The 18940-nt window shown below is 69.3% G+C and carries 15 protein-coding genes and 1 pseudogene; 3 read left to right on the top strand and 13 right to left on the bottom strand.

What is annotated here, in order from left to right; translation table 11 throughout:
- Nucleotides 1–585: 585 nt before the first annotated feature.
- The 4 genes from J7F03_RS31270 to J7F03_RS31255 all read right to left on the bottom strand — a co-directional run bounded on the left by J7F03_RS31270 (nucleotide 586) and on the right by J7F03_RS31255 (nucleotide 2031).
- Entirely contained in the window at nucleotides 586–939 is a 354-nt protein-coding gene (locus J7F03_RS31270; protein WP_214955433.1) for a hypothetical protein, read from the bottom strand.
- Nucleotides 936–1166, bottom strand: coding sequence for a hypothetical protein (locus tag J7F03_RS31265; protein ID WP_214955431.1), 231 nt, complete (start codon nucleotides 1164–1166; stop codon nucleotides 936–938). Before J7F03_RS31265 ends, J7F03_RS31270 begins: the two co-directional genes overlap by 4 nt.
- Nucleotides 1154–1318, bottom strand: a complete 165-nt coding sequence (locus J7F03_RS31260) for a hypothetical protein (protein ID WP_214955428.1) — start codon at nucleotides 1316–1318, stop codon at nucleotides 1154–1156. Before J7F03_RS31260 ends, J7F03_RS31265 begins: the two co-directional genes overlap by 13 nt.
- Before the next feature lie 311 nt (nucleotides 1319–1629).
- Nucleotides 1630–2031 carry a hypothetical protein gene (locus J7F03_RS31255; protein ID WP_214955426.1) on the bottom strand — a complete coding sequence of 134 codons (402 nt, stop codon included), beginning with the start codon at nucleotides 2029–2031 and terminating at the stop codon, nucleotides 1630–1632.
- 911 nt (nucleotides 2032–2942) lie between these two features.
- Between J7F03_RS31255 and chvE the strand changes: the two genes are divergently transcribed.
- The 3 genes from chvE to mmsB all read left to right on the top strand — a co-directional run bounded on the left by chvE (nucleotide 2943) and on the right by mmsB (nucleotide 6953).
- Nucleotides 2943–4040 carry a multiple monosaccharide ABC transporter substrate-binding protein gene (gene chvE / locus J7F03_RS31250; protein ID WP_308380032.1) on the top strand — a complete coding sequence of 366 codons (1098 nt, stop codon included), beginning with the start codon at nucleotides 2943–2945 and terminating at the stop codon, nucleotides 4038–4040.
- 108 nt (nucleotides 4041–4148) lie between these two features.
- Nucleotides 4149–5696, top strand: a complete 1548-nt coding sequence (mmsA, locus tag J7F03_RS31245; protein WP_214955424.1) for a multiple monosaccharide ABC transporter ATP-binding protein — start codon at nucleotides 4149–4151, stop codon at nucleotides 5694–5696.
- Nucleotides 5697–5699: 3 nt separating this feature from the next.
- Nucleotides 5700–6953 (top strand): multiple monosaccharide ABC transporter permease, encoded by a 1254-nt coding sequence (gene mmsB, locus J7F03_RS31240; RefSeq protein WP_214955421.1) that lies wholly within the window; start codon nucleotides 5700–5702, stop codon nucleotides 6951–6953.
- Between the two features lie 53 nt (nucleotides 6954–7006).
- Here mmsB and J7F03_RS31235 read toward each other — a convergent pair.
- The 9 genes and pseudogenes from J7F03_RS31235 to J7F03_RS31195 all read right to left on the bottom strand — a co-directional run bounded on the left by J7F03_RS31235 (nucleotide 7007) and on the right by J7F03_RS31195 (nucleotide 18853).
- Nucleotides 7007–8442, bottom strand: a pseudogene (locus tag J7F03_RS31235) (family 43 glycosylhydrolase).
- 40 nt (nucleotides 8443–8482) lie between these two features.
- A complete protein-coding gene (locus J7F03_RS31230; RefSeq protein WP_214955419.1) occupies nucleotides 8483–9976 on the bottom strand; it encodes a family 43 glycosylhydrolase in 1494 nt (497 codons plus the stop codon).
- Nucleotides 9977–10036: 60 nt separating this feature from the next.
- Nucleotides 10037–11143, bottom strand: a complete 1107-nt coding sequence (locus tag J7F03_RS31225; RefSeq protein ID WP_214955417.1) for an aldose epimerase family protein — start codon at nucleotides 11141–11143, stop codon at nucleotides 10037–10039.
- Nucleotides 11144–11256: 113 nt separating this feature from the next.
- Entirely contained in the window at nucleotides 11257–12768 is a 1512-nt protein-coding gene (gene araA / locus J7F03_RS31220) for an L-arabinose isomerase (protein ID WP_214955415.1), read from the bottom strand.
- Nucleotides 12769–12783: 15 nt separating this feature from the next.
- Nucleotides 12784–13455, bottom strand: coding sequence for an L-ribulose-5-phosphate 4-epimerase (locus J7F03_RS31215; RefSeq protein ID WP_214955397.1), 672 nt, complete (start codon nucleotides 13453–13455; stop codon nucleotides 12784–12786).
- Nucleotides 13456–13457: 2 nt separating this feature from the next.
- Nucleotides 13458–15188 carry a ribulokinase gene (locus tag J7F03_RS31210; protein WP_214955395.1) on the bottom strand — a complete coding sequence of 577 codons (1731 nt, stop codon included), beginning with the start codon at nucleotides 15186–15188 and terminating at the stop codon, nucleotides 13458–13460.
- Nucleotides 15189–15303: 115 nt separating this feature from the next.
- Nucleotides 15304–16278 (bottom strand): galactofuranose ABC transporter, permease protein YjfF, encoded by a 975-nt coding sequence (yjfF, locus tag J7F03_RS31205; protein WP_214955393.1) that lies wholly within the window; start codon nucleotides 16276–16278, stop codon nucleotides 15304–15306.
- Entirely contained in the window at nucleotides 16275–17321 is a 1047-nt protein-coding gene (locus tag J7F03_RS31200) for an ABC transporter permease (RefSeq protein ID WP_214955391.1), read from the bottom strand. The genes yjfF and J7F03_RS31200 overlap by 4 nt, the downstream gene beginning before the upstream one ends.
- A complete protein-coding gene (locus J7F03_RS31195) occupies nucleotides 17318–18853 on the bottom strand; it encodes a sugar ABC transporter ATP-binding protein (protein WP_214955389.1) in 1536 nt (511 codons plus the stop codon). The genes J7F03_RS31200 and J7F03_RS31195 overlap by 4 nt, the downstream gene beginning before the upstream one ends.
- Nucleotides 18854–18940 lie beyond the last annotated feature (87 nt).

Here is an 18940-nt window from a genome sequence, read left to right as displayed (position 1 = left end):
ACCGGACTGCCCGAGGTGTCTGCCCTGTGGAGTTCGGTCACCGCAGGCGAGTACGAGCAGGGCAAGGCGCTCGGCACCTACGTCAGGGGAGAGGCGATCGTCCCCGGGCTTTTCGCCGGAACGGGGGGCGTCAACACTCTGACGGGGGATGCGCGCAGCACCCGCGGTGCACACCTGCGCCACACGGCACGAACCACGGTTCACTCTCGCAGCACACACAGTGCGGCTCGCTTCCCAGAAGATCCCACAGGTCCGACCACACATGACTGATGTCCGTGCCCTGCGGAGCACCGAGAGCTTCCGCCTGGTTGCACGGTTCACACAACGCGCGGATCTCCGCGAACCTCTTGCGGAACTCCTTCCAGGCCCCCAGATCCACGTCAAGACCGCCGCCGTGTCTCAGCAGGTATGGATTCCGCAGCTCACGGAACGAAACCGTCCGGTGGTCGACCTGCAAGTTCTTCGCGGGGAGGCCGGTCCCGCACAGTTCACACCAGGCCCTGGTCCCGATGTGCGCGTGTCGCCAGTCCCTCGTCTGGCCGTCGACCATCTCCCGCATCCGGTCGGACAGCTTGGTCAGCGTTGTCAGAGTTCGGGCGCGTACACGGTGGGGAGCGGCTCGGGGCCGACGTACTGCCGGCAGTCGCACGCGACGAGCTCGTTCCCGGTGATCCCGCCGAAGAGGTAGCTGGTCTCCAGCTTGTTTTGGTGGTGGCAGCTGCGGGCTTCGGGGTCGTGGAAAGAGAAGTGGTGACCACAGCCGCACACGGGCTGTGGGGGGTCCAACTGCCGGGCCTTCGCGCGGGCTTCGAGCCTGCGTACTTCGGCCTGCGCGAGGAGGTAGCTGCTCGCGGCGCCGGATATCCGGACCATGCCGTACAGCAGCGCGCAGGCGGCGACCAGGGCGGCGATGGCGTAGGGGGTGAGCATGTCGGTCATCTGTCCTTCTTGGCCAGGCGTTGGGCTGCCTTGGCGCGCATCGAGTCGAGTTGGCGGGGGCGGTAGCCGGTGCCGTCGGTCAGCTGCTTGTAAATGGTCGCTATGTCGGGTGTCCGGGATCCGGTGCGTACGGGATCCGGTGCGTACGGGGCGACCTTGCCGATCTCGTCGGCCAGGCGCTCACGCGCCTCTTCCTCCGCCTTCTCCGCGCGTTTCAGGTGGGCCACGCCGCCCAGCTCCTCCGGGGCGCCTGCCAGCGCGTCGCGGGCTTCTCGGGCGTCTTCTCCGTGGGCGGTTTCCCTGCCTCGGCGCGCGCGCCGCGCACGGCCGGCTGGATCTTGCGCAGGTACCAGCGGGACCAGTCCGTCAGCTCGACCAAGGCCAACTGCCTGTTCCGATCTGCCAGGTTGAGCCGCCCTCCCCGGCGAAGGCGGGTCCGGCAGGGCATCGGCAGCGTTCTTCCGTACCTGCTCAACGCGCCTCATTCTGCGCCCTGCGCGCGGGTGAGGTCCTCCCGTGCTGCTTTCACGGGGCCGAAGTTGAGGTCGATGCGCTCCATGCGGCCAGCATGCGAACCGCGGCCTTCTTTCGCAACTGCGCTGCGGAGTGAGTTGTCGGAACCTACTACCCCGGGTGCCGGCATCCCGCCCTGCAGGATCCGAAGCCGCTGTCGATGTGAGGTCAGTCAGGCTATTGGTTCCACCGTAGACGGGGTACGGGCCGCGGCCGTCTTGGTTTCCCTGCCACCATGGCCAGCCTCTTGAGGTATTGACGGCTGTCTTCGTTCAGGTGGTCGGGGTGGCTCGTGATCCAGCGGGCCACGATGCGGGGCGAAGGCGTCCGCGCTGCTGGTTCCCTCCGGCCCTCGCGGAGCGGGCGGATGTAGTCGCGGAGGGTGCTGTAGCCGCCTCGGAATCCGAGGTCCGTGATCTCTCGGTAGAGACGGGACGCCTTGGTGCAGCCCTCGTTCCACCGCTGATGGATGTAGGGCTTGAAGGGATCGAGCTTGCCGGCGCGGTGCTGCCACTGGACGTGGAACATCGCTTCGGGCGCCGACGCCTTCGCGCACTTGCGGACCGTGTTGCGACCCATCCGGAGCCTGCGGGCGATCTCGCGCAGGCTGTGTCCCCGCGCGAGCTCGGCGCGGACAGCGGCGTGCAGGTCGCGGGTGCGGTCCGCGAACCGGCCCTCCGGACAAGCCTCCGGCGCCTTCGGCTCGCCCGGACCGCAGTTCGTCGTGGGATCGGGCGCGGGTCCGTCGCCCAGCTCCCGCAGAAGGGTGCGTTGCTGGGAGACCGGGCGCTCGCGTCGGCCGTTCCATGGGCGGAGCGGCCGCCGCCGAGCTCCTGCGGGTGGACGACCGCTTCGCCGTCGGCGTCGGTCTCGAAGGAGCCTTTTTCGGCTGCTCAGTTTCCAACCCCGGGCTCGACCGCCCCTACCTGCTGCTCACCGCGCTGGAGGACCACGACACCTGCCGGCGCCGGCGCGAGCACCAGCGCGGCTGGGCCCGCCAACTGCGGATGCGCGACACCGGGCACCGCGGTCAAGATCAGCTTCGGGCGGAGGGCGCACACGAGCGGCTCCCCGGCGTGCCCCACGGCCCATGCGCGGCGGCCTGCCGGGCTTCCGCCCGCGCAGCTCAGCAGATTGACACGCGTCGCCGCGGACCCTGGCAGCGAGCCATGCGAGAGATTGTTAGCGCTAACAATCCAGCCGTCAAGTCCTCCTCCGAGCGCGCCCGCGCTATACCCAACGGTGATCTCAGGGCCCTTGACGCAGTTTCTGTGAGCGTTAACACTCATGTAACGCCAGCCCAGAGCGGCACCCACCCGGGCCTCCAGCGGGGTTCACTCGCCCCGCCGCCCGGTCGGCCGTGCCGCCCCCGAGCGAACCCGGCCCCCTCCCGCTCCGGGCCGGCGCTCGACCCCCGCTCGACCCCCGCTCGACTCGATCCGAGGCTCCTGCCGAGGTCGCGCCGATCGCGGCATACCCCTGGAGGAATAGTGCGGAAGGTATTGACGGGCCTCGCTGCCGCGGGCCTCACGTTGGTCCTGACGGCCTGCGGCCAGAGCGCCAACGGTGCGGGCGACGGCGCGAACGGCGGTGACGCGAAAGGCGGTCTCGTCGGTATCGCGATGCCCACCAAGTCGTCGGAGCGCTGGATCAACGACGGCGACAACATGGTCGAGCAGTTCCAGGCCAAGGGCTACAAGACCGACCTGCAGTACGGCGACAACGTCGTCGAGAACCAGGTCTCACAGATCGAGAACATGATCACGAAGGGCGCCAAGCTGCTGGTGGTGGCCGCCATCGACGGCTCCTCGCTCACGAACGTCCTCCACAAGGCCGCCGAGGCGAAGATCCCCGTGATCTCGTACGACCGCTTGATCCGCGGCACCGGAGACGTCGACTACTACGCGACCTTCGACAACTTCAAGGTCGGTGTCCTGCAGGGTACTTACATCATCGACAAACTGGGCCTCGCGAGCGGCAAGGGCCCGTTCAACGTCGAGCTCTTCGCCGGCTCGCCGGACGACAACAACGCCACCTTCTTCTTCCAGGGCGCCATGAGCGTGCTCCAGCCGTACGTCGACCAGAAGAAGCTGGTCGTCCAGAGCGGTCAGACCGGCTTCAACCAGGTCGCCACGCTGCGCTGGGACGGCGGCGTCGCCCAGTCCCGGATGGACAACCTGCTGAGCAAGTCGTACACCTCGGCCCGGGTCGACGCGGTGCTCTCCCCGTACGACGGCATCTCCATCGGCATCCTGTCCTCCCTCAAGGGCGTCGGCTACGGCAGCTCGGGCAAGGCGCTGCCGATCGTCACCGGCCAGGACGCCGAGCTGGCCTCCGTGAAGTCCATCATCGCGGGCGAGCAGACCCAGACCGTCTACAAGGACACCCGCGAGCTGGCCAAGGTCGCGGTGCAGATGGGCGACGCCCTGCTCACCGGCGGCAAGCCCGAGGTCAACGACACCAAGCAGTACGAGAACGGGGCCAAGGTCGTTCCGGCCTACCTGCTGCAGCCGGTCAGCGTCGACAAGGGGAACTACCAGAAGGTGCTGGTCGACGGCGGGCAGTACACCGCCGACCAGCTCAAGTAGCCACCGGGCCTGAAAGCAGGGCCGCACCAGAGCCGGGCGTGTACGGGCGGGGCAGTCGACCTGACGGGCCCCCGCCCGTACCGCCCCCTGTCGAACGGATGCACCACCATGGCCGGACCCGTCCTCGAGATGCGTTCGATCAGCAAGTCCTTCCCCGGTGTCAAAGCGCTCTCCCACGTCAACCTGAGCGTCGCCCCCGGCGAGATCCACGCCGTCTGCGGTGAGAACGGCGCCGGGAAGTCCACCCTGATGAAGGTGCTCAGCGGAGTCCACCCGCACGGCTCCTACGAGGGCGAGATCCTCTTCCAGGGCGAGCCCTGCGCCTTCAAGGACATCCGGGCCAGCGAACAGCGCGGCATCGTGATCATCCACCAGGAGCTCGCCCTGGTGCCGTACCTCTCCATCGCGGAGAACATCTTCCTCGGCAACGAGCACGCCAACCGGGGCATCATCAGCTGGAACAAGACGCTCACGCACGCCAAGTCGCTGCTGCGGCGGGTCGGCCTGGACGAGAGCCCGCACACGCGGGTCGCCGACATCGGCGTGGGCAAGCAGCAGCTGATCGAGATCGCCAAGGCGCTCGCCAAGGAGGTCAAACTGCTCATCCTGGACGAGCCCACGGCCGCCCTGAACGGCGAGGACAGCCGCAAGCTGCTCGACCTCATCCTGGAGCTCAAGGCCCAGGGGATCTCCTGCATCCTCATCTCGCACAAGCTGGGCGAGATCGCCCAGGTCGCCGACTCCGTCACGATCCTGCGCGACGGCCGGACCATCGAGACCATCGCGGTCGACGCCCAGGGCATCTCCGAGGACCGGATCATCCGGGGCATGGTCGGCCGCGATCTGGAGCACCGCTACCCCGAGCGCACCCCCGAGGTGGGCGAGGTCGCCTTCGCCGTCGAGAAGTGGACCGTCCACCACCCGATCGACCATCAGCGCAAGGTCGTCGACGGAGTGTCGGTCGAGGTCCGGCGCGGCGAGATCGTCGGTATCGCCGGCCTGATGGGCGCGGGCCGCACCGAGCTCGCGATGAGCGTCTTCGGCCGCTCGTACGGGCGCTACGCGGGGGGCCGGGTACTGCTGGACGGCAAGGAGATCCGCACCCGCACCGTCCCCGAGGCGATCGGCCACGGCATCGCGTACGTCACCGAGGACCGCAAGCACCTCGGGCTGAACCTGATGGACGACATCAGCCGCAACATCTCGCTGAGCGCGCTCGGCAAGGTCGCTCGGCGCGGCTGGGTCAACGAGCACGAGGAGACCCGGGTCGCCGAGACCTTCCGCAAGACCATGAACATCAAGGCGCCCTCGGTGTTCGCCGAGACCGGGAAGCTCAGCGGCGGCAACCAGCAGAAGGTCGTCCTCAGCAAGTGGATCTTCTCCGAGCCGGACGTGCTGATCCTCGACGAACCCACCCGGGGCATCGACATCGGAGCCAAGGCCGAGATCTACACGGTGATCGCCGAACTCGCGGCCCAGGGCAAGGCGGTGCTGATCATTTCCTCCGAGCTCCCCGAGCTGCTCGGCATGTGCGACCGCATCTACACGATGGCCGAGGGCCGGCTCACCGGTGAGGTGGACCGAACGGACGCGACCCAGGAATCACTCATGCGCCTCATGACCGTGAGCGCTGCGACCGAGAACGAGCAGGTGTAAGGCATGGCCCAGACAGAGACCACGGACACCCCGGGCACCCCAGACCTCAAGACGGCCTTGCCTGCCAAGCCCGGAGGCGGTGGCGGCGTCGGCCCCCTGCTGGCGCGAGCGCTGCGCGGCAACATACGCCAGTACGGCATGCTCCTCGCGCTGGCCCTGATCGTCGCCGTGTTCCAGATATGGACCGACGGCATCCTGCTCCAGCCGCTCAACGTCACCAACCTGATCCAGCAGAACAGCTACATCCTGATCCTGGCCATCGGCATGATGATCGTGATCATCGCCGGGCACATCGACCTCTCGGTCGGCTCGCTGGCCGCCTTCGTCGGCGCCGCCGCGGCCGTGATGATGGTCAAGCACGACGTTCCGTGGCCACTCGCCCTGGCCGCCGCCCTGCTGATCGGCGCGGCCGCCGGTGCCTGGCAGGGGTTCTGGATCGCGTACGTCGGCATCCCGTCCTTCATCGTCACGCTGGCCGGCATGCTGCTGTTCCGCGGGGGGACGCAGATCGTGCTGCAGGGCCAGTCGGTGGCACCCTTCCCCAAGGGCTTCCAGCAGATCAGCAGCGGCTTCCTGCCGGAGGTCGGCCCGCAGACGAACTACCACAACCTCACCCTCCTGCTCGGGCTCGGCGTACTCGCGCTGGCAGTCCTCCAGGAGATCCGGGGCCGCAGGCAGGCCGCCCGTTACGGCCTCGAGCTGCTCCCCCTCGGCTTCTTCCTGGCCAAGCTGGGTGCCATCGCCGCCGCGGTACTGGTGTTCACCCTGCTGCTGGCGAGCTACCACGGCTTCCCGATCGTGCTGCTGATCCTCGGCGTGCTGCTGGTCGCCTTCGGCTACCTGATGCGCAACTCCATCCTGGGCCGCCACACCTACGCGATCGGCGGCAACGAGGCCGCGGCGAAGCTGTCGGGCGTCAAGAGCAAGCGAGTCGTCTTCCTTGCCTTCGTCAACATGGGTGTGCTGGCCGCGCTGGCCGGCATGGTCTTCGCGGCGCGCCTCAACGCGGGCACGCCGCAGGCGGGCATCAACTTCGAACTGGAGGCGATCGCCGCAGCGTTCATCGGCGGCGCCTCGGCATCCGGCGGCGTCGGCACCGTGCTCGGCGCGATCATCGGCGGCCTGGTGCTCGGGGTGCTCAACAACGGCATGTCCCTCGTCGGTATCGGCACCGACTACCAGCAGGTCATCAAGGGTCTGGTGCTGCTGGCCGCGGTCGGTTTCGACGTCTACAACAAGCGCAAGGCCGGCTCCTGAACCTGTTCCGCCCGGTCCGGCCGCACCCCGTGGGGGGCGGCCGGATCTGGTTGTCACTGCTGGTAGAAGGTGGCGTCGCCCCTGGCCAGGGTGGTGCCGACGGGCTGGACGTAGAGCTGGAAGTCGTAGTGCCGCAGGTACTGGCCCGCCGTGCTGTACGACTCGTAGGAGACCCCCGCCGGGTCCGCGAGACCGGCGCGCTGGTAGAAGGTAGCGCTGTCCTTGAAGGCGGTCGTGCCGTCGTTCTTCTCGACCCAGACCTCGCCGTTGCCCCTGCTGTGCAGGTAGTAGCCGGGGAAGTTGGCGGACTCCAGCGAGACGGTGCCGCTGCCCGATAGCCGGTCACCGTGCGGAACTGCGAGTCCGCAAGGTTGGTGACGTCCGCCTCCAGCTTCGCCCGGTATTCCCAGTGGCGGATGTAGCGGTCGGGGTAGTTGTACGAGGAGAGGCGGAACGGCATGGCGCCGTCCGCGACCGGGATGCCGAAGTTGGGCGTGCCGTCGGCGTTCCAGTACAGCTTCTGGACGCGGGTGCGGCGGTTGGGGTCGTCGAGCGGGTCGCCGGTGATGTCCTTGTAGTTGCGGTCGTGGTAGACGAGGACATCGCTCTTGCCGTCCTCGGACGTGGTGAACTGGTTGTGGCCCGGACCGTACTGGCCGGTCGCCGTGTTGCTGGTGAAGACCGGCGTCGGGCTCTTCGTCCAGGAGGCCGGGTTGAGCAGGTCGCCGGTCGCGGAGGCGGAGAGCAGGCCGAGGCAGTAGTTGCTGTCGGTCGCGGAGGCGGAGTAGCTCAGGAAGACCTTGCCGCCGTGCTGGATGAGCGCCGGACCCTCGTTGACCTTGTAGCCGGCCGTCTCCCAGCCGTACGTGGGCACCGTGAGCCTGGTCGGCGTTCCGGAGATGGTCCACGGGTTCGCCATCTTCGCGAGGTAGACGTTGGAGTTGGTCGCGATGGCCGGGTCTTTCTGGGCCCAGCTGAGGTAGCGGGTGCCGCCCACGACGAAGGTGGTGGCGTCCAGCGTGAAGCTGTCCATCGGGGTCGCGATCCGGCCCTTCTCGGTCCAGCCGCCGGTGAGCGGGTTGGCGGCAGAGCTCTCCAGGACGTACATGCGGATCTTCCACACGTCGGTCGTGGAGCCGGCGGCGAAGTACACGTACCACTTGCCGTCGATGTAGTGGATCTCCGGGGCCCAGATGTGCGCTCCCATGTCGCCGGTGGCGTGCTTGGTCCAGATCACCGTCTCGGGGGCGGTGGACAGGCCGCGGATGGTCGTCGCCCTGCGCAGGATGATCCGGTCGTACTCGGGGGCGGTCGCGGTGAAGTAGTAGTAGCCGTCAGTGTGCTTGTAGATCTGGGCATCGGCGCGCTGGTTCACCAGCGGATTGGTGTACGAGACGGCGGGCGAGGCGGGGATCGCGGCCCGAGCGGGGGCCGCCGGCAGCTGGGTGGCGGCCAGGGCGGCCACGGCCGTGAGGACTCCGGGGAGCATGCGCGTTCTGGTCACGTCTTCTCCTGTGGTGGGTGGGGATTCAGTTCGCCTTGAGCTGCCACTGCTGGCAGGCGTTGTTCAGCCAGGTCCACTGGCGCACGTCGGCTCCGTCGGCGGCGGCGCAGTCGGCCACGTCGGCGACCTTGCCGCTGCCGGCGTTCACCAGCCGGACCCAGCCCGCGTCGGTGACCACCATCCGGAACCTCTGGCAGGCGTTGTTCAGCCAGGACCACTGCCGGATGTCCGCGCCGTCGGCGGCCGAGCAGTCCGCGACGTCCAGGGCCTTGCCGCTCGCCATGTTCACCAGGCGGCTGGTGTCATCGCCCTGGTCCTCGATCCGCCACTTCTGCGCGGCCGCGCCGTTGCACGTCCACTGGCGGACGTTCGCCCCGTCAGCCGGTGAACCCTTCTCCAGATCTAGGCACTTGCCGCTGTTGCGGTTCACCAGCGTGTACGACGTGGGGGTCGTGGCCGTCTCACCCGACGGCCCGGCGAGGGACGTACCGAGGCCGACCGGGGTGCCGAAGTTCGGGGTGCCGTCGGAGTTCCAGGTGAACTTCTGTGCGCGAGTGGTCCTGGCATTGCTACAGCCCTCCGCGGGCGAGCTGTTGGCGTGGTAGACGATCCAGCTCTCGGTACCGTCCGGTGAGGTGAAGAAGCCGTTGTGGCCCGGCCCGTACACACCCGCCGCGTCGTTGCGCTGGAAGACGGGCGTCGGCTTCTTCGTCCAGGAAGCCGCCGACAGCGGGTCACTGCCCGTCAGTTCGAGCCGGCCGAGCTTGTAGTCGGCGGTGGCGCAGAAGCTCGCCGAGTAGACGATGAAGGTCTTGCCGTCGTGGTACAGCGGCTCGGGGCCCTCGTTGACGGCGGCGCCCTGGCGTTCCCAGGAGTACGTCGGCGTCGAGATGACCGAGAGTGCGCCACTGACGGTGTACGGGTTGCTCATCGGCGCGATGACGAGGTTCTGGGTGCCGTTGCTCACGGCGCTGCCGAGCAGGTAGAGGGCGCCGTTGGCCTTGAGCACGCTGGCGTCGATCAGCCAGGTGTCGTTGCCCGGAGCGGCGAGGTCGCTCTTGAAGTGGTAGGGCCCCATCGGGTCGGCGCCGGCGCTCTCCAGTACGTGCAGGCGCTGGGTCTTGTTGTAGTCCGCGATCCCCTGTCCGGCGACGTAGTAGAGGTACCAGCGGCCGTTGAAGAGGTGGATCTCGGGCGCCCAGATGTTGCAGCAGCGAGATGCGGTGGTGTCGGCCCACACCTGGATGCTCGGCGCGGTCGAAAGCCCGGCCAGCGTGGGCGACTTGCGCATGGTGATCTCGGAGGACCACGAGGTGGTGACGAGGTAGTAGTTCCCGTTGTAGTACTCCAGCCAGGGATCGGCACCCTTCTGCGACTTCACCGGATTGGTGTACGTCCGGCCTGCGGCGGCGGCCGTGGCCGCCCGGGTTTCGACCAGGGTGGCGCACAGGAGCACGAGGAGCGCGATCGCGAGTCCGGTCCAGATGCGGAGGCGGGCGCGGGGGCGGGTTCGGGTCATGTCGGTCCCTCCTGGGCGGAGCAGCCGCGCACGCTCCGGGCGCGGCCGTGCGCCGCCCGGTCAGCGGCGGTCCACCGAGAACCGGTAGACCGTGGTCGAGCGGTACTCCTCCCCCGGGCGTAGGACGGTGGAGGGGTAGCGGGGGCGGTGCGGGGAGTCGGGGAAGTGCTGGGTTTCCACCGCGATGCCGGCGAAAGCTCCGTAGACGCCCCCGCCGGGGCCTGTCAGCGAGCCGTCGAAGAGCTGCCCGGTGTAGATCTGCAGACCGGGCTCGGTGGTCAGGCACTCCAGCCGCCGCCCGCTCGCCGGGTGCCGCAGCACCGCCGCCGGCCGCGGACCGTTCCCCTCGTACGGGGAGAGCACCCAGTTGTGGTCGAAGCCCCCGCCGGCCAGTGTCAGCTGCGGGTGATCGGCCGTGATCCGCTCGCCGACCGGGCGCGGCTCGACGAGGTCGAACGGGGTGCCCTCGACCGGGAAGTGCGGGCCGTACGGGATCAGCTGCCCGTCCACGGGGGTGTACTGGTCCGCCCGGATCTGGAGTACGTGGTCGAGGATCGTCCCGTTGCCCTCGCCGGCCAGGTTGAAGTAGGCGTGGTTGGTCAGGTTGACCACCGTGGGCGCGTCGGTGACGGCCGCGTACGCGATGGTGAGCGACCCCGCACGGTCCAGCAGGTAGGTCACTTGGACGGTGAGCGCGCCGGGGAATCCCTGGTCACCGTCCGGGCTGCGCAGCGTGAGGCGAACGCCGACGCGGCCCGGCTCGCGCACCTCTGCGGCGTCCCAGACGCGTGCGTCGAAGCCCTCGGGGCCGCCGTGCAGGGTGTGGCCGCCTCCCTGGGTCGCGAGCCGGTGAACGGCGCCGTCGAGGGGCAGTTCACCGGCTGCGATCCGGTTCGCGTAGCGGCCGATCGTGGCCCCGAAGTACTTCGCCTCGCCGAGCATGTCCGCCACGCTCGCGCCGCCCAGCACGATGTTGGCGCGCCGCCCGTCCCGGTCGGGTGCGTACAGCGCCTGCAGCCGGGCGCCGAGGTTGAGCACCTCCGCCATGACGGCGCCCTCGGAGCCGAAGGCCCAGCGGTCGACGACCCTCCCGTCCGGGAGGGTCGCGTACGGCTCGCGGCGGATCGACAGGGAACCGCCGTCGAGGCGGGTGGGCGCGTCGGGCATGGCTGTTCGTCACTCCGGTTCGGGGGACGGGTTCGGGAGGACGGGATGGGCGGCGCCGGAGGGGCGGCGCCCCGGGCGGGCAGCGGCCCGGACTCGCTCGGATCCGCTTGGCGTCAGAAGCCCTGGGCCAGGCGGTGGTACGCCTGGTTCCAGCGGATCTCCTTGGTGAACTGGCGGATCGTGGTGTCCGCGTCGATGACCAGCAGCTCGGTGGCGAGGATGTCGGCGAGGTCGCCCAGCTCCTCGGTCCCGATCGCGCTGGACAGCACGGTGTGGTGGGGCGCGCCGGCCGTCAGCCACGCCTCGGTCGAGGTGCGCAGGTTGGGGCGCGGCTGCCAGACCGCGCGCGCGACGGGGAGGTTCGGCAGCGGTTCGAGGGGCTCGACCACGTCGATCTCGTTGGCGACGAGGCGGAACCGGTCTCCCATGTCTGCCAGCCCGACCACGACTGCGGGACCGGTCCGGGCGTCGAAGACGAGGCGGACCGGGTCCTCGCGACCGCCGATGCCCAACGGGTGGACCTCGCAGGACGGCACGTCCGATGCGATGGTCGGGCAGACCTCCAGCATGTGCGCGCCGAGGATCAACTCCCGCCCAGGCTCCAGGTGGTAGGTGTAGTCCTCCATGAAGGACGTGCCTCCCGGCAGCCCGGTGGACATCACCTTGAGCGTGCGCAGCAGGACGGAGGTCTTCCAGTCGCCCTCGCCGCCGAATCCGTAGCCGTCGGCCATCAGCCGCTGCACCGCCAGGCCGGGCAGCTGGCGAAGGCCGCCGAGGTCTTCGAAGTTGGTGGTGAAGGCGTGGAAGCCGCCGTCCGCCAAGAAGCCGCGCAGGCCGAGTTCGATCCGCGCGGCGTAGCGCAGTGAGTCGTGCCGGTCCCCGTCCGCGCGGAGCTCGGGCGCGAGGCGGTAGGTGTCCTCGTACTCCTTGACCAGTGCGGTCACGTCGGCGTCTGCGGCCGCATCGACGGTTTCGACCAGGTCGTTGACGCCGTAGGTGTTGACCGAGACACCGAAGCGGAGCTGGGCCTCGACCTTGTCGCCCTCGGTCACGGCGACGTCGCGCATGTTGTCGCCGAATCGCGCCAGCTTGAGGCTCTGCAGCTCGGAGCGTCCGGCCGCGGCCCGGGCCCAGGAGGCGATCCGGGCGGCGACGGAGGGGTCGCTGACGTGTCCGGCGACGGTCTTGCGGGCGACGCCGAGCCGGGACTGGATGTAGCCGAACTCGCGGTCCCCGTGGGCCGCTTGGTTCAGGTTCATGAAGTCCATGTCGATCGACGCCCACGGCAGTGCGACATCGGCCTGGGTGTGCAGGTGGAGCAACGGCTTGCGCAGGGCGTCCAGGCCCGCGATCCACATCTTCGCCGGGGAGAACGTGTGCATCCATGCGATCAGGCCGATGCAGGTGTCGTCTGCGTTGGCGTCCAGGCAGACCCGCCGGATCGCGCCGGCGTCGGTGAGTACGGGCTTCCAGACGATGTTCACCGGGATGCCGGAGTCGCCCAGTGCGTCGACTATCCGGCGGGACTGCTCCGCGACCTGACGCAAGGTGTCGTCGCCGTACAGCCCTTGGCTGCCGGTCAGGAACCAGACCTCGCGGCCCTCGATTGCCTTCTGTGCCTTCATGGGGCGTGAGTCTCCTTAGCGGGCAGCGGGCTGCTGGCCGTACACGTTCTGGTAGCGGTAGTTGAGGTGGTCGATGTCGGCCTGCGCTATCGGCAGGGGTTCGCCGAGCTGGCGGGAGATGTGGACGGTGCGGGCGACGTCCTCGCACATCACGGCGGCCTTGACTGCGGCCTTGGCGTCCTTGCCGATGGTGAACACGCCGTGGCTCTTCATCAGGACGGCCGGTGAGCGGTGGCCCCGGAGGGTCTCGACGATGCCCCGGCCGATGGAGTCGTCGCCGATCAGCGCGAAGGGGCCGACGGGGATCTCGGCCCCGAACTCGTCGGCCATGGCGGTCAGTACGCAGGGCACCGCCTCACCGCGCGCGGCCCAGGCGCTCGCGTACGTCGAGTGGGTGTGGACCACTCCCCCGACCTCGGGCATGTGGCGGTAGACGTAGGCGTGCGCGGCGGTGTCCGAGGACGGGGACTGGTCGCCCTCGACGACCTTGCCGTCCAGGTCGCAGAGGATCATGTTCCCGGACGTCAGCTCGTCGTACGAGACTCCGCTCGGCTTGATCACCATCAGGTCCTCGCCGGGGACGCGGGCGGAGACGTTGCCGGCCGTCCAGACGACGAGGTCGTAGCGGACCAGCTCCTGGTGGAGGTCGCTGACCTGGAGGCGCAGCAGATCGATCGGTGAACTCATGGTCAGACCTCGCTCTTCTGGGCGGTGGCCGGGGCGGCCTTCGGGTCGGTTTGCCGGGCGGTGAGCGCCGAGTTGCGGATGGCACGGAGGCGGTGGAGGAGCTTGTCGGGCCCGGTGCCGAAGTGGTCGTGCAGGGCGCGGTACTCGGCGTAGAGGGAGTCGTACGCGTCGGCGCGCGCGGTGTCCGGCTGGTGGACGCCGCGCCGCACCCGGCCCATGGCCGCGGCCGCGGTGCGTACGTCCGGGTGGGCTCCGGCGGCGACGGCGGCGTGGATGGCGGAGCCGAGGGCCGGGCCCTGGGCGGACTCTGCGAGGGAGACGGGGCGGCGCAGCACGTCGGCGTAGATCTGCATGAGCAGGGGGTTCTGCTTCAGCCCGCCGGTCACGATGAACTCGGTGACGGGGACGCCGCCCTGCTCCAGGGCGTCGACGATGGTGCGGGTGCCGAAGGCGGTGGCCTCCAGCAGGGCTCGGTAGATCTCCTCGGGGCGGGTGGCGAGGGTGAGGCCGACGATGACGCCGGAGAGGTGGTGGTCGACCAGGGTGGAGCGGTTGCCGTTCATCCAGTCGAGGGCGACCAGGCCGTGGCCGCCGACGGGCTGGTCGGCGATCTTGCGGGAGAGCAGCTGGTGCAGGTCCTCGCCGGCGGCGTCGGCCTCGGCCCGGTAGTCGGCCGGCACGCCTTGGCGCAGCCACCAGGCGAAGATGTCACCGACCGCGCTCTGCCCGGCCTCGTAACCGTAGGCACCCTCGACGATGCCGCCGTCGACGACTCCGCAGATGCCGGGGACGTCGGCGAGGGCGGGGCCGCTCACGACGTGGCAGGTGGAAGTGCCCATGATGGCGAGGAGCTGCCCGTTCTCGACGGCCTGGGCGGCGGGTGCGGCGACGTGGGCGTCTACGTTGCCGGTGGCGACTGCGATGCCCTCGGGCAGCCCGGTCCAGGCGGCCGCCTCGGCGGTGAGGGAGCCGGCCCGGGAGCCCAGCGGCGACAGCGGATGCTCCAGCCGGGTACGCGCGAAGTCGGCGAAATCGGGGTGCAGGGCGGCGAGGTAGTCCTCGGAGGGGTACTGGCCGTCCTGGTGGATGCCCTTGTATCCCGCCGTGCAGGTGTTGCGGGTCTCGACGCCTGCGAGCTGCCAGACGATCCAGTCCGCGGCCTCGATCCAGCGCTCGGTGGCGGCGTAGGTCTCCGGGTCCTCCTCCAGCAGCTGGAGTGCCTTGGCGTACTGCCACTCGGCGGAGATCTTGCCGCCGTATCGGGAGATCCACTTCTCGGCGCGCAGGTGGGCGAGGTGGTTGATGCGGTCTGCCTGGCTCTGGGCGGCGTGGTGCTTCCAGAGCTTGGGCCAAGCGTGCGGGCGCACGCCCAGCGCGGTCTCGGCGAGCGGGGTGCCGTCGGCCCGCACGGGGAGGACGGTGCAGGCGGTGAAGTCCGTGGCGATGCCGATGACGGCGGCCGGGTCTATGCCGCTCGCGGCCAATGCGGCGGGGACGGCGGTGCGCAGTACCTCGCGCCAGTCCTCGGGGTGCTGAAGGGCCCAGTCGGGCGGCAGGAGCCGGCCGGTGGTGGGGAGTGCGTGCTCGATGACACCGTGCGGGTACACGTGGACGGCGGAACCGACCTCCTCTCCGTCGCGTACGCGGACCACCACGGCCCGCCCGGAGAGGGTGCCGAAGTCGACACCCACGACATGGCTCTCCGTGGTCTGGGTGGGAGGGGTCACGGTCACTTCACATCCTTCGTACGGAGCCCCGAGAGGGCGAAAGGGGGTGCCGCCGAGGCACCGCTCCGCGATTGTTAGCGTTAACAATTGGCCTGTCAAGGGCGAGCTGCCCGTCAGGCGATCAGACCTTGCGGCGGCCGACGATCATGCGTTGCAGCAGGATGAAGACGAACAGCAGGCCGCCGACCACGATCCTGGTCCACCACGAGCTGAGCGTGCCCTGGAAGCTGATGACCGTCTGGATCAGGCCCAGCACGAGCACCCCCAGCGCGGTGCCCAGCAGGTACCCCGAGCCTCCGGTCAGGAGCGTCCCGCCGATCACCACGGCGGCGATCGCGTCCAGTTCCAGGCCCACCGCGTGGAGCCCGTAGCCGGAGAGCATGTAGAAGGTCAGCAGTACTCCCCCGAGCGCCGAGCAGAAACCGCTGACGGCGTACACGGCGATCTTCGTACGCCCGACCGGGATCCCCATCAGCCGGGCCGACTGCTCGCTGCCGCCCAGCGCGTACACGTTCCGGCCCAGCCGTGTGTAGTGCAGGACCACGAAGGCGACCATCAGCACACCTACGGCGATCAGCACGCTCGGCGAGACGAACAGGTCGCCGGGCAGGGCGATCCGGGTCTGGGCGAAGGCCGTGTAGGTCGGGTCGGTGAGGGAGATCGAGTCGAGGCTGATCGTGTAGCAGAGGCCCCTGGCCAGGAACATTCCGGCGAGCGTCACGATGAAGGGTTGGATCTCGAAGGAGTGGATCACCCATCCCATCGCCAGTCCGGCGCCCGTCCCCACCACCAGGACCAGCGGGATCACCAGCAGCGGCGGCCAGCCTTGCTGCTCCACCAGCCAGGCGGAGATCATCGTCGACAGCGCGACCATCGCGCCGACCGACAGATCGATCCCTCCGGTCAGCACCACGAAGGTCATCCCGATGGCGACCACCAGCAGGAAGGCGTTGTCGATGAGCAGGTTGAGCAGCACCTGCCCGGAGAAGAAGCCGTCGTACTGGACGGATCCGGCGCCGAACATCGATACCAGCAGGGCCGATGTGACCAGCAGCGGGATGTACGCGCGGCCACGGGCCGCCGCGATCGCGCTCATGCCCCCACCTCCGTGTTCTCTGGCATCACCGGACGCGGCCTCGTGCCGCGGCCGGTCCGGGCCCGCCGGCGCGCGGCCTTGGCCCGGAAGGCGGGTGACTGGATCAGGCAGACCGCGATCACCACGAAGGCTTTGAAGACCAGGGTGGTCTCCGGCGGGATGCCGATGGTGTACACGGTGGTGGACAGGGTCTGGATGATCAGCGCACCGATCACCGTGCCGCGGAGCGAGAACCGCCCGCCGGTCAGCGCGGTGCCGCCGACCACCACAGCGAGGATGGCGTCCAGCTCGATCCAGAGCCCGGCGTTGTTGCCGTCCGCACTGGAGACGTTCGAGCTGATCATGAGCCCGGCGACCGCGGCGCACAGCGCGCTGAAAACGTAAACCAAGGCGATCAGGCCCATCGCCCGGATGCCGACCAGGCGGCTGGCGACCGGGTTGCCGCCGACCGACTCCAGCAGCAGCCCGAGCGCCGTACGCCGGGTCAGCAGCGACGTCAGCAGCACGACCGCACCCGCGAGCAGGATCGCGAACGGCATGGTGAGCCAGTAGCCGCCGCCGATCAGCTTGTAGGGCTCGCTGGTGACGGTGACGATCTGGCCATCCGTCACCAGCTGGGCGACGCCGCGTCCGGCCACCATCAGGATGAGCGTGGCGATGATCGGCTGGACGCCGACCCCGGCCACCAGTACGCCGTTGACCACGCCCAGGACGAGGGCCACCGCCAGGGCGATGGCGACGGCTCCGAACACCGTCCCCGGGCTTGCGGGGTCGGCCGCCCCGCTGATGTGCAGACAGGCCAGCGCGCCCGCGATGGCGACGGTGGAGCCGACCGAGAGGTCGATACCGCTGGTCGCGATGACCAGCGTCATGCCCAGCGCCACCAGGATCAGCGGGGCGCCGAAGTGGAGGATGTCGATCAGGCTCCCGTACAGGTGCCCGTCCTTGATCCGGATCGCGAAGAAGTCCGGAGTGAACACCACGTTGGCCAGCAGCAGGGCCGCGAGCACGGCGGCGGGCCAGAAGAGGCGGTGCTTGGTCATGACCGGGCTCCGCTCGCGATCGTCGCCATGATGTGCTCGGGGGTGAGCGAGCCGTCGTTCGGCAGCTCGGCGACCAGCCGGCGGTCCCGCAGCACACCCACGCGGTGGCTGAGGCGCAGCACTTCTTCCAGCTCGGCCGAGATGAACAGCACCGACATGCCGTCCCGGGCCAACGCGGCCACCAGCTTCTGGATTTCGGCCTTGGCGCCTATGTCGATGCCCCGGGTCGGCTCGTCGAGGATCAAGAGCCTGGGGTCGGTGATCAGCCAGCGTGCCAGCAGCACCTTCTGCTGATTGCCTCCGCTGAGATGGCGTACCAGCGCCTCGGGGTTGTCCGGGCGGATGTCCAGTGACCGGATCCAGCGCCGCGCGATCTCGTCCTGCTTGGCGCGGGAGAGCGGACGCGTCCAGCCGCGGGCCGCTTGCAAGGCGAGGATGATGTTTTCGCGTACCGTCAACTCCGCGACCAGTCCCTCGTTCTTGCGGTCCTCCGAGCAGAAGGCGATCCCGTACGAGATCGCGGTGCGCGGCGTGCGCAGCGCGACGGTGGCGTCCTCGATCCGCACCGAACCCTGGGTACTGCGGTCGGCACCGAACAGCAGGCGGGCCGCCTCCGTACGCCCGGATCCCAACAGGCCGGCCAGGCCGACGACTTCACCGGGTTGGATGCCGAGGTCGTACGGCTCGATCGCGCCGGTACGACCCAGGCCGTCGGCGCGCAGGAACGGCACGGCCGTGGCCGGTGCGGCGGGCTCACGGCGGGCACTGCCCGACAGCTCCTCCAGGCTCCCCAGTTCACCGCCGATCATGCGGGCGACCAGTTCGACCTGGCTCAACTCGCTGATCGGGTACTCGCCCTCCAGCTTGCCGTTGCGCAGGATGGTCATCCGATCGCAGATCTCGTAGATCTGGTCCAGGAAGTGCGAGACGAACAGGATCGCCACACCCTGGTCGCGCAACCGGCGTATCACCGCGAACAGTTGCCGCACCTCGTCGCGGTCCAGGCTGGAGGTCGGCTCGTCCAGGATCAGCACCTTCGCCGAGACGTCCACCGCGCGGACGATCGCGACCAGCTGTTGGACCGCGATCGAGTAACTGCCCAGCGGGGCGGTGACGTCGATGTCCAGGTCGAGGTCGGCGACCAGTTCCGCGGCGCGGCGACGGAGGGCCGACCAGTGGATGAGTCCGAGGCGGCGCGGTTCCCGGCCGATGAAGATGTTCTCCGCGACCGACAGGTTCAGGCAGAGGTTGACCTCCTGGTACACCGTGCTGATCCCGGCCTGCTGCGCCTGCAGCGGGCCGGCGATGTGCAGGGGCCGGCCGCTCAGCACGACCTCGCCGCCGCCCGACTCGTAGACACCGGTGAGAACCTTGATCAGGGTGGACTTGCCGGCGCCGTTCTCACCCATCAACGCGTGCACCTCGCCGGGGAAGAGCCGGAAGTCGACCCCGTCCAGTGCCACCACGCCGGGGAACTCCTTGCGGATCCCGTGTACTTCCAGGACCGGTTGCTGTGCAGGGTGCGCAGGCATCCGCCCCCTCCTCTCATGGTCGGGACCGGGGCCGGCCGGTTCGGGCCGCCCGTTTCGGGGCGGCCCACTCCAGACCGGGCAGCCCCT

The organism is Streptomyces sp. ISL-43 (genome assembly GCF_018614195.1).
Taxonomy (GTDB): domain Bacteria; phylum Actinomycetota; class Actinomycetes; order Streptomycetales; family Streptomycetaceae; genus Streptomyces.
Note: the sequence above shows the minus strand (reverse complement) of the source record. Positions and strands in the feature narration are given on the sequence as shown.